7 protein-coding genes are annotated in these 10919 nt (G+C 72.7%); 1 reads left to right on the top strand and 6 read right to left on the bottom strand.

Annotated features, from left to right (window positions below; all coding sequences use genetic code 11):
- Positions 1 to 323 precede the first annotated feature (323 nt).
- The 3 genes from MXD62_RS14555 to MXD62_RS14545 all read right to left on the bottom strand — a co-directional run bounded on the left by MXD62_RS14555 (position 324) and on the right by MXD62_RS14545 (position 5237).
- Positions 324 to 3341, bottom strand: coding sequence for a vitamin B12-dependent ribonucleotide reductase (locus MXD62_RS14555; protein ID WP_248829795.1), 3018 nt, complete (start codon positions 3339 to 3341; stop codon positions 324 to 326).
- Positions 3342 to 4005: 664 nt separating this feature from the next.
- Positions 4006 to 4566, bottom strand: a complete 561-nt coding sequence (gene nrdR / locus MXD62_RS14550) for a transcriptional regulator NrdR (RefSeq protein ID WP_248829794.1) — start codon at positions 4564 to 4566, stop codon at positions 4006 to 4008.
- 422 nt (positions 4567 to 4988) lie between these two features.
- Positions 4989 to 5237: a LysM peptidoglycan-binding domain-containing protein gene (locus MXD62_RS14545; RefSeq protein WP_248829793.1), complete on the bottom strand. Its 249-nt coding sequence runs from the start codon at positions 5235 to 5237 to the stop codon at positions 4989 to 4991.
- A 924-nt stretch (positions 5238 to 6161) separates the two neighbouring features.
- Here MXD62_RS14545 and lexA point away from each other — a divergent pair.
- Positions 6162 to 6914, top strand: coding sequence for a transcriptional repressor LexA (lexA, locus tag MXD62_RS14540; protein WP_071061346.1), 753 nt, complete (start codon positions 6162 to 6164; stop codon positions 6912 to 6914).
- A 115-nt stretch (positions 6915 to 7029) separates the two neighbouring features.
- On the opposite strand, the gene hflX is transcribed toward lexA, so the two are convergent.
- From hflX to MXD62_RS14525, 3 genes are all read right to left on the bottom strand, one after another.
- Positions 7030 to 8538, bottom strand: coding sequence for a GTPase HflX (gene hflX, locus MXD62_RS14535; RefSeq protein ID WP_248829792.1), 1509 nt, complete (start codon positions 8536 to 8538; stop codon positions 7030 to 7032).
- Positions 8539 to 8843: 305 nt separating this feature from the next.
- Complete coding sequence (dapF, locus tag MXD62_RS14530; protein WP_248829791.1) at positions 8844 to 9740, bottom strand: diaminopimelate epimerase; 897 nt, start codon at positions 9738 to 9740, stop codon at positions 8844 to 8846.
- Between the two features lie 26 nt (positions 9741 to 9766).
- Positions 9767 to 10822 carry an EAL domain-containing protein gene (locus MXD62_RS14525; protein WP_248829790.1) on the bottom strand — a complete coding sequence of 352 codons (1056 nt, stop codon included), beginning with the start codon at positions 10820 to 10822 and terminating at the stop codon, positions 9767 to 9769.
- Between the last annotated feature and the right edge of the window lie 97 nt (positions 10823 to 10919).

Raw genomic sequence — 10919 nt, 5'->3', positions numbered from 1 at the left:
CATCCCCGGCCGTTGCTCAGGACACCGGGCTCCCGGTCCGCGCGAGGTGCTCGTGCAGGAGCCGGATGGCGGTCGCGGCGGGGGGGGCGGGGGGGGGGCCCCCCCCCCCCCCCCGCGGGCGGCGGGCGCCCGGCCGGCACCGCTCCGCGCCCCGACCACGGTCACGGTCACATGTCGAGCAGTGCTGCAGCAGACGCGACAAGGCCTTCAGATCGGTTCGCTGTGCTGACTTCCTCGTCCCGCAGGGGGTGGATGGAGCCGTGGGGTAGGCGGGTGATCGCCTACCCCACGGAATGTTGCGTCTGGCGCGGTACCGCTCGTCGTCAGCTGCAGCCGCTGGTGGAGCCGCACTGCTCGCAGACGTAGCAGCTGCCGGCCGGGCGCATGTTCACACCGCAGGTGAAGCAGAGCGGCGCGTCGACCACCGTCTGGGCGGTCAGCGAACCGCCCGGCATGGCCAGTCGCAGCTCCTGCGCGACCAGCTCCGGCCCGCCGCCCACGCCCGGCCCGGCCGGCGCGGACCCGCCCGGCGCAGACCGGGCCGGCGCCGCACCGGCGGTGGCCGCCGGGCCCGAGTCACCCTCGACCGGGGCGGACGCCCGCAGCGACTCGATGTCGATCTCCGGCTCCGCCGCCGCGGCCGGGCCGCCGCCGGCCTGGTCGGACAGCCGCCGCGTCCGCTCCGAGGCGGACAGGATGCCCAGCTCCGCGCGCTGCTCCTCGGTCAGGTAGTCCAGGGCCAGCCGGCGGAACAGGTAGTCCATGATCGACTGGGCGATCCGCACGTCCGGGTCGTCGGTCATACCGGCCGGCTCGAACCGCATGTTGATGAACTTGCTGACGTAGGCCTCCAGCGGCACGCCGTACTGCAGCGCGATGGACACCGCGATCGAGAACGCGTCCATCACACCGGCGAGGGTGGAGCCCTGCTTGGACATCTTGATGAAGACCTCGCCGAGGCCGTCGTCCGGGTAGGAGCCGGCGGTCATGTATCCCTCGGCGCCACCGACGCTGAACGAGACGGTCTGCGACGGGCGTGTCTTCGGCAGCCTGCGGCGGACGGGCCGGTGCTCACCGGGCCCGGCCGGCCAGTGCGGCCCGGGAGCGCCGGGACCGACCGCGGGCTGCGCCGCCGCGGCGGACGGCACCGCAACGGCAGCGGCCGCTCCGGCGGCGGCCCGGGCGGCCACGTCGGAGGCCACCTCGGCCGCCGCGGCGGCGTCCCGCTTCGCGCCCTTCACATCCGTCAGTGGCTGGCCGACCTTGCAGTTGTCCCGGTAGATCGCGAGGGCCTTGAGGCCGAGCCGCCATCCCTCGAGGTAGATCTCCTCGACCTCGGCGACGGTGGCCGTCGCCGGCATGTTCACCGTCTTGGAGATGGCGCCGGAGAGGAACGGCTGGACGGCGGCCATCATCCGGACGTGGCCCATCGGGCTGATCGCGCGGTCCCCGATGGCGCAGTCGAACACCTCGTAGTGCTCGGTGCGCAGGCCGGGGGCGTCGACGACGTGGCCGTGCTCGGCGATGTACTCGACGATCGCCTCGATCGTCTCCTCGGCGTATCCCAGCGCGCGCAGCGCCGCGGGCACCGTCTGGTTCACGATCTTCATGCTGGCCCCGCCGACCAGCTTCTTCATCTTCACCAGGGCCAGGTCCGGCTCGATCCCGGTGGTGTCGCAGTCCATCGCCAGGCCGATCGTCCCGGTCGGGGCCAGCAGGCTGACCTGGGCGTTGCGCCAGCCGTGCTTCTCCCCCACCGACAGCGCGCGCTCCCACTCCTTCGAGGCCGCGGCGATCAGGCGGGCCTCCTCCGCGTGCACGGTGCGGACGGCGTCGTTCGCCGCCGAGTGCTTGCGCACGACCCGCCGGTGGGCGTCGGCGTTGCGGGCGAAGCCGTCGTAGGCCCCGACGGTGCCGGAGAGCTCCGCCGAGCGGCGGTAGGCGGTGGCGGTCATCAGCGAGGTGATCGCGGCGGCGAGCGCCCGGCCCCCGTCGGAGTCGTACGCGCGGGCGCTGGCCATGAGCAGCGCGCCCAGGTTGGCGTACCCGATACCGAGCTGCCGGTACGCCCGGGTCACCTTGGTGATCTCCGGGGTCGGGAAGTCCGCGAAGCAGATCGAGATGTCCATCGCCGTGATGATCAGCTCGACGGACGCGACGAACGTCTCGGTGTCGAAGGTGCGGTCCGGCCGCAGGAACTTCATCAGGTTCAGCGAGGCCAGGTTGCAGCTCGAGTTGTCCAGGTGGACGTACTCCGAGCACGGGTTCGACGCGGAGATCCGGCCGGACTCCGGGCAGGTGTGCCAGTCGTTGATCGTGCCGTCGTACTGGATGCCCGGGTCGGCGCACTCCCAGGCGGCCTGGGAGATCGTGCGGAACAGCCCGCGGGCGTCCACCGACTCGATCACCCGGTTGTCGAGACGCGCCCGCAGGTCGAAGGACGTCCCGTCGACCACGGCGCGCATGAACTCGTCGTTGACCCGCACCGAGTTGTTGGCGTTCTGGTACTGCACCGAGGCGATGTCGCGCCCGCCGAGGTCCATGTCGAACCCGGCGTCGCGCAGCGCGCGGATCTTGTCCTCCTCACGCGCCTTGGTTTCGACGAACTCGACGACGTCGGGATGGTCGACGTCGAGGACGACCATCTTCGCCGCGCGCCGGGTCGCTCCGCCCGACTTGATGGTGCCCGCCGAGGCGTCGGCGCCGCGCATGAAACTGACCGGGCCGGACGCGGTGCCGCCGGAGGAGAGGAGCTCCTTCGAGGAGCGGATTCGGGAGAGGTTGAGACCGGCACCGGAGCCGCCCTTGAAGATCAGGCCCTCCTCCCGGTACCAGTTGAGGATCGACTCCATGGTGTCGTCCACCGCGAGGATGAAGCACGCCGACACCTGCTGCGGCGCGGCCGTCCCGACGTTGAACCAGACCGGGGAGTTGAAGCTGAAGACCTGGTGCAGCAGCATCCAGGTCAGCTCGTGCTCGAAGATCTCGGCGTCGCTCTCCGACGCGAAGTAGCCGTGCTCGCGGCCGGCCGCGCCGTAGCGGAGCACGACCCGGTCGATGAGCTGGCGCAGCGACGACTCCCGATCGGGCGAGCCGAGCGCGCCGCGGAAGTACTTGCTGGCGACGATGTTGGAGGCGTTGACCGACCAGGCGGTCGGGAACTCCACCCCACGTTGCTCGAAGTTGACCGATCCGTCCCGCCAGTTCGTCATGACGACGTCGCGGGACTCCCACTCCACCTCGTCGTAGGGGTGGACTCCAGGCGTGGTGCGAACCCGCCGGATCTTCAGCCCGGCCACCTTCGCGGCCGATCTGTTCCCCTTGCCGCGGGTCTCGGTCATAGCGCTCCTCGTGTTCGCGTTCGATGGGTTCAAACAGCGGCCACCGGACTTACGTGCCCGGATCAGGCCTGGTCAGGCATGGTCCCGGGCAGGTCCGGCCCGGCGCCGGCAGTGCAGGGCGGGATGGCCGGATCAGCTGTTCCGCTGATCGGCCGGGGTGTGCGTGGGGTCTGGGACGGTATGTGGGGCCTGAGGCCGTGCCGGATCCGGCGGGCACGGCGGCGTACCCGAGGTGGCCGGTCCGGCTGGTGGCGCTCGATGCCCGTGGCCGCGCCGGACGGGATCGGGTCGGGGGCGGGGCAGGGGCACAGGTGGTCGGGTCCGAACATCAGGTGCAAAGGTGCTGGCCGCGGCGCATGCGCCGATGCCTGTATTACGTGCGCCGCGGGCGGCTTCCGTGGCCTCGCGCAGTACACGGACCACCGCGGCTCCGAGACCGGTGTGGCTCCGACTCCGCACCGACACGGCTCCAGGCTGGTTCCATTCCAGGTCGTTACACGGACCTGGACGCTCGCCGGACCGCGCCTCGACGCCTCCCCCGCGCCCGGCCCGCGATGCCGGAGCCGGCAGGCGGCCCACCGGCCGGGTTCGTGAGGCCGGCGCGGATCAGGCTGGGTCACTCATGGACGCCCGGATCCCGGTTCCGGGACCTCGGGCCGGTGCGTCAGGGGCCGGCCGCCGCCCGTGGGCCCGTGGTCACCGGAACGACGACAGCCGAGGCCCCGGTGGCCGCCGGCATCGCGGTCGGCTTCCCGGCGACGGGCGGCTCACCGCCGCCAGCCGACTCGGCACGCAGGGCCGCGATCGCCGCCTCGAAGTCGCCGAGCGACTCGAACGCCAGGTAGACGGAGGCGAAGCGGAGGTAGGCCACCTCGTCCAACTCTCGGAGGGGGCCGAGGATCGCTCGGCCGACATCCTCGGCGGCCACCTCCGCGGAGCCCGAGGAGCGCACCGTCTCCTCGACCCGCTCCGCCAGCAGCGCCAGATCGTCCGACCGGACGGGGCGGCCCTGGCACGCCTTGCGCACTCCCACGATCACCTTCGCGCGGCTGAAGGGCTCGGTGGCCCCGCTGCGCTTACGGACCCGCAAGGAGGCCTCCTCCATGGTCGTGAACCGACGGCCACAGGCCGGACACGACCGCCGGCGCCGGATCGCGGCGCCTTCCTCGGCCTCCCTGCTGTCGACGACACGGCTGTCGGGATGCCGGCAGAAAGGGCACCGCATGGTCCGCTCCCCTCCACCCCGGGCAGGCTGACACTGCCGCCCGCGGGGTGCGTCCGACTGGGTTCCGTCACCTCGACCGGCGGCCCCGTGGACAGACGGTCAAGGCCCTGTGGATTACCTGTGTAACAACCTGTGGATGACTTGCGGTGCTGAAACTACAAGATGTTGTGTCCACCGTAGCGCACACCCCCGACAGATCCGACACCGACCCCTCCGGTGCATGTGGTCCTCAGGTGTGTTCTCGCCAGCCCGCGCCGGGGCCACGACAGGCGGTGACACCAGCCGGACGTGCCCTCGGTGGGGCAGCCGCAACACCTGGCACACCGAACGCACCGGGCATGCCGGGCATGCCGGGCCGCCGAGCCATCGGGCATCGAGCCACCGGGGCATCGGGGCATCGGGGCCGCAGCAGGAAAGCCGGGTCAGGGGAGCCGGAGCTCCTGACCGGGCGTGAGCGTCACCGTGTCGAGGCCGTTCAGGGTCATGAGCCCGCGGACGGTGTCGCGGGTGTCGGCCTCGGGGGCGGCCTCGTGGGCGATCTCCCAGAGCGTCTCCCCGGACCGCACGACGTGCGTCCGGTAGCTCACCGGGACGCCGGTGAACGCCTGTGACGCCGTCACCAGCACCAACGAGAAGACAAGGCCGAGGACCGTGCTCGCCAGCGCCACCACGACGACGCGGCCGCGCCTGGTCAGCCGCAGCGGCGGCCGCGCACCCGACCTCCCCCGCCCACCGGCCCGCGACCGGGACCCGGCCCGAGGTCGAGGTCGAGGTCGAGCCTCAGGCCGGGCGTGGGGCTGAGGCCGGGGACGCTGGGGCTGGGACTGCCCGCTCGGCCCAGGACGCGGCTCGGGCACCGTGGCGGCCGACCCGGCCGCGGCCAACCCGACGGCTGCCTCACGCCACCACATGCCGGGCATCTCGATGACGGACGCCCCGGATCGCCGCTCACCGCCCCGCCTGGACTCAGCAGGCGGCACCGTGGCAGCCGGAGCAGCCCCCGAGAGACCACATCGGGCGCCACGAGAGCGAACCGGGCGCCCTACCGGCACGCGGCCCATGCCGCGCACCGCCACCCCCCGCACCCCGCGGCCACGGACGGCGACTCCGCCCACCGCGGCTCCACGCACGCCACGTGCCCCCCGCGCACCCGTCGCGACCTGCGCACCCTGCCGCAGCGCGCAGCTGCGGGACACCGGGTGACCCCGCCGAACTGACGCATTCCCACCGGCCGCACCGCCACCGTCGGTCATGCCAACCTCCCAGGCACGAACACTTGTTCGATCGAACGCCTGAGCGATTCTTACACGGCCACCACGCACACTTCCCCCGACACGCTCGAACAGACGTTTGAGATTCGGCGACCGGCCGACTACCGTCAAGGACGATCAGTTGTGGACGATCGTGCGAGATGAACCGAGCACGAAGGACCCCGCCAAACCGATCAGCCGAACCGATCAAAAGTTACTAATCGGACAAAGCATTGGAACGACCGGGTGGGTGTTGGCGGAGCCGGGCCGTCGACCACCCGGTCCTTGGCAGCCGCCGGTGGCACCATCCGCCGCGCGTAAGCATCGACAGGAGAGCGGTAGGCGATGACCAGCCAGGAACGGGGTACCCGCCGAGGTGACACCCGTGGCAACGTCCGGGATTTTCCCGACAGCCCCGCGGACGCCTCGGGCCTGACGCAGCGGCAGAAGAAGGTGCTCGAGGTCATCCGGTCCGCGGTGGAGCGGCGCGGATACCCGCCGAGCGTCCGGGAGATCGGCGAGGCTGTCGGCCTGACCAGCACCAGCAGCGTCGCGCACCAGCTCAAGGTGCTGCAGGAGAAGGGGTTCCTCCGGCGCGACCCGAACCGGCCGCGGGCGATGGAGGTGCTTCCGATCGGCGGCGCGAAGGCCGGCGGGCGTTCCCGCGCGGGTGCCGCGGCGGCGGCCGGCGCACCCGCCGAGACAACGGCGCTGGAGGCCGGCACGCCCACCTACGTCCCCCTGGTGGGGCGGATCGCGGCCGGTGGGCCGATCCTCGCCGAGCAGGCGATCGAGGACGTCTACCCACTGCCGAAGGAGATCGTCGGCGAGGGAACTCTGTTCCTGCTCAAGGTGGTCGGCCAATCGATGATCAATGCCGCCATCTGTGACGGCGACTTCGTCGTCGTCCGGCAGCAGCCGGTGGCGGACAACGGCGAGATCGTCGCGGCGATGATCGATGGAGAGGCCACGGTCAAGCGGTTCCGGCAGCGCGACGGCCGGGTGTGGCTGGCGCCGGAGAACCCGGCCTTCTCCGACATCCCGGCCGAGGACGCGACCATCCTCGGCCGCATCGTGGCGGTGATGCGCCGGGTCTGATCCCCGGCACGCGGCCGGCACCGGGCAGGCCGGGCACCGGTCAGACGTCAGGCGTCTGACCGGTGCGGTGTTCAGCTCGCGGTGTTCCGTCGGGGCTGGTGTTCAGGCAGGGTCGTCAGGCGCGGAACGGCTCCAGCTCGGCGGCCAGGCCCACGGGCACGCGCGCGGCGACCTCGGTGCCCTTGCCGGTGTGCTCGACTCGGAGCACCTCGCCGATCTGGTGGATGCGGGAGACGAGATCGCCCCGGGTGTAGGGCACCAGCAGGGACATCTCGACCTCCGGGTGCGGTATCCGCGCCGAGAGCGCCTCCACCAGCTCCTGCAGCCCCGCCCCGGACCGCGCCGAGACAAAGATGGCGTCCGGCACCGCCTGGCGCAGGACGGCGAGCGTGGTCGGGTCGACCGCGTCCACCTTGTTGACCACGATGAGCTCGGGCACCCCGGCCGCGTCGATCTCGGCGAGCACCTCGCGCACGGCCGAGATCTGCCCCATCGGGTCCGGGGCCGAACCGTCGACGACGTGCAGGACGAGGTCGGCGTCCACCACCTCCTCGAGCGTCGAACGGAACGCCTCGACGATCTGGTGCGGCAGGTGGCGCACGAAGCCGACCGTGTCGGCCAGGGTGAAGATCCGGCCGTCGGGCAGCGTGGCCCGGCGCACCGTCGGGTCGAGGGTCGCGAACAGCGCGTCCTCGACCAGTACGCCCGCCCCGGTCAGTCGGTTGAGCAGCGACGACTTGCCGGCGTTGGTGTAGCCGGCGATCGCGACGGCGGGAACGGCACCGCGGCGGCGCGACGACCTCTTGGTCGCCCGGACGGTGGCCATCCCGGTGAGCTCTCGGCGCAGCTTGGTGATGCGCGCGCGCAGCCGGCGACGGTCCGTCTCGATCTTCGTCTCACCGGGGCCACGGGTACCGATCGGCGCCCGGCCGCCGCTGGCGGCCTGCCGGGACATCGACTCACCCCAGCCGCGCAGCCTCGGCAGCATGTACTGCAGCTGGGCGAGCTCGACCTGCGCCTTGCCCTCGCGCGACGTCGCGTGCTGAGCGAAGATGTCGAGGATCAGCGCCGTCCGGTCGATCACCTTGACCTTGACGACCTCCTCGAGCTGGCGCAGCTGGCCGGGGGTCAGCTCGCCGTCGCAGATCACCGTGTCCGCGCCGGTCGCCAGTACGATCTCGGCGAGCTCCTTGGCCTTGCCGGAGCCCACGAAGGTCGCTGCGTCGGGCCTGTCCCGGCGCTGCACGAGCGCGTCGAGCACGACCGAGCCGGCGGTGGTGGCGAGCGCGGCCAGCTCCGTCATGGAAGCCTCGGCCTCGACCTGCGAGCCCGACGTCCACACCCCGATCAGAACGACCTGTTCCAGCCGGAGCTGGCGGTACTCGACCTCGGTGATGTCCTCGAGCTCGGTGGTGAGGCCCGGGACACGGCGCAGCGCGCCACGGTCCTCCAGGTCGAGCCCGTCGCCCTCCTCGTCGAAGAACGAGAACCCGTCGGCCTCGGCCAGGGCGAGCGCGGTGCCGGCGCGACCGTCACGACCCTCGTGGCCGTCGTGGCCGCCGTCGCCCGAGTGCAGTTTCAGATGCGGGGTGGACGCCACAGCGGCGTCAGCGCGAAGACTCATACCATCCGTTCTCAACGCGGCACGGTGACCGCGTCATTCCAGTCCGCCCCGGCCGGGACGGCACTCTTTCGCCCCATCAGCCGGGTTCGCCCGGCCGATGAAACACCGTCACTCTCAGGGTGACACGGCATACCCGCGATCGCGAACCCTTTACCGGACGGTGCCCGCCACCGGACGACCTCGGCAGACCTGAGGCGGGCACCCGGCCCGACGCCCGGGCGCACCCACGCGCCACGGGTCCCCGAGGGAGATCGAGGGACTTCGCCCTGCCTGCCCCGGCCGCGCTCAGCCTGCCTCGGCCGCGCTCAGCCGGCCCCGACAACGCTCGGACGCCGCTCGCCCGCGGGAGCCGCCGGGCCGAAGCCACCCGCCGCGCGCAGCCAGTCGGGACGAAGGACACCGTCCGACACCAGCACGGCCGGGCCACTGAGCAGGACGGTCGACTCCCACCAGCCGACAGTCAGCCGCCCGCCGGGGAGGTCGACCTCGACCTCTGCGGGCGGCCCATCGCCATTGCGGGCCGCCCAGGCCACAGCGACGGCACACGCGCCGGTGCCGCAGGACGCGGTCTCACCGACGCCCCGCTCGAAGACCCGCATGGCGACCCCGTCCGGAGCCGGGACGACGACCTCGACATTCACGCCCTCGGGGAAGGCGGCGGCCGGGTAGGCCGGCGCGCGCAGGTCCAGGCGCGCCAGGCCGGCCGGGTCGAGGTCGTCGGCGAAGCAGACCGCGTGCGGGTTCCCCATCGAGACCGGCACGGCGGCGAACTCCCGCCCGGCGACCGTGACCGGCACCGGGCCGGCGGCCAGCTCGGGCGGTCCCATCTCGACGGTGACGTCGCCGCCCGCCGGCACCTCGACCGCCCGCAGGCCGGCCCTGGTGGCGATGACGAGACGGCCGGGCGCGGCGTAACCCGCGTCGACGAGATAGCGGGCGAACACCCGGACCCCGTTGCCGCACATCTCGGCGATCGACCCGTCGGCGTTGCGATAGTCCATGAACCAGCGGGCGGCCGCGCTGTCGCCGGCGGCGGCGGGCTCGGCCGCGGTCAGCACGACCCGCAGCACCCCGTCGGCGCCGATGCCGGTGCCCCGGTGGCACAGCGCCCGCACCAGCTCGGGGCTGAGATCGAGCTCGCCGTCGGCATCCGGCAGGATGACGAAGTCGTTACCCGTTCCGTGTCCCTTGACGAAGCGCACGCCGCGATCGTACGGCCGCGGCGAGCTCACCCCGCGGCAGCCGCCCGCGAACGGTCCCCTCGCCCCGAACCACCCGGATACGCGGTACCTCCTGACTGCGCGGTACCTCCCGAACGCGTCGGCTGGGCGGGACGTCCCTGCGGGTCGCCGGGACGCCCGTGCTGGTCGCCGGGACGTCCAGGCTGAGGGCCAGGGCGGCCGGGGGTGGCGCCGGACCACCCGGGTTGACTCGCCGGCCGGAAGCCGGTCTCGGCCCGGGTCTCAGCGGACGGCTTGTACCACCTGTCCGGCCGGCCGCGGCCGAGCGCGATCATGCGGGCGTCCTCCACCGGTACCGGCGGGCAGAAGAGCGGCCCGGACACCCGGTCGCAGTCCAGCCTGCCGACCCGGTCCGCCAGCACCGCGGTGTCGACGTCCTCGGCGACGACGACCATGCGCCGCCGATGCGCCACGCCCACCAGGGAGGCGAAGGCCGCCTCGCCCTCCATGTCGCGGATCGTCGCCCGCAGGAACTGCCCGTCGATCCGCACCAGGTCCAGCGGGAGCACGTCGAGGGTGGACAACGAGCCGTACCACGTGCCGAACGCGTCGACGCCCACCGCGACGCCGAGGTCCCGCAGCCGCACCAGCAGGCGGGGCAGCGCGGGAGGCGCGAACGCCAGCGTGTCCTCGGTGAACTGCAGGCCGACGGCGCCCGCCGGCAGCGACCGCCCCAGCACCAGCCGCTCCACCTCGGCGAGGAACTCCGGGCGGGCGAGATGACGGCCGTCGATGCGCACCCACAGCCGCGGCGGGCGGACGGAGGTCCCCGCGGCCATCCGGTGCCAGGTCCGCGCCTCCGTGACCGCCATCCGCAGCACCCACTGGTGTACCTGGCCGACCAGCCCGGCGGCCTCGGCGACGCGCATGAAGGCCGCCGGGCCGAGCAGCCCGAACTCGGCGTGCGCCCAGCGGGGCCGCGCCTGCATCCCCGGGACGGAGCCGTTACGAAGGTCGACGTCCGGCTGGTAGTGCAGGCGTAGCGAACCGTCGTCGAACGAGGCGTACAGCGCGGGAACCAGGGCAAGGTCGAGCGCGGTCACGTCGAACTCTCCAGACGCCGGGATGGGCCGGGACCCGGGCCGACGGGTCAGGCGAAGGTCCCGCGGCGCTGGGCCGGCCACACGTCAGAGCGAACCC

This window comes from Frankia sp. Mgl5 (assembly GCF_023242985.1).
Lineage (GTDB): Bacteria > Actinomycetota > Actinomycetes > Frankiales > Frankiaceae > Parafrankia > Parafrankia soli.
This window is presented reverse-complemented; position numbering and strand designations above follow the sequence as displayed.

Bases quoted from the DNA above. Each gene is read 5' to 3' on its own strand.
- nrdR (WP_248829794.1), bottom strand. From the start codon at position 4,566: ATGCGGTGCCCTTTCTGCCGGCATCCCGACAGCCGTGTCGTCGACAGC.
- MXD62_RS14555 (WP_248829795.1), bottom strand. From the start codon at position 3,341: ATGACCGAGACCCGCGGCAAGGGGAACAGATCGGCCGCGAAGGTGGCC.
- hflX (WP_248829792.1), bottom strand. From the start codon at position 8,538: ATGAGTCTTCGCGCTGACGCCGCTGTGGCGTCCACCCCGCATCTGAAA.
- lexA (WP_071061346.1), top strand. From the start codon at position 6,162: ATGACCAGCCAGGAACGGGGTACCCGCCGAGGTGACACCCGTGGCAAC.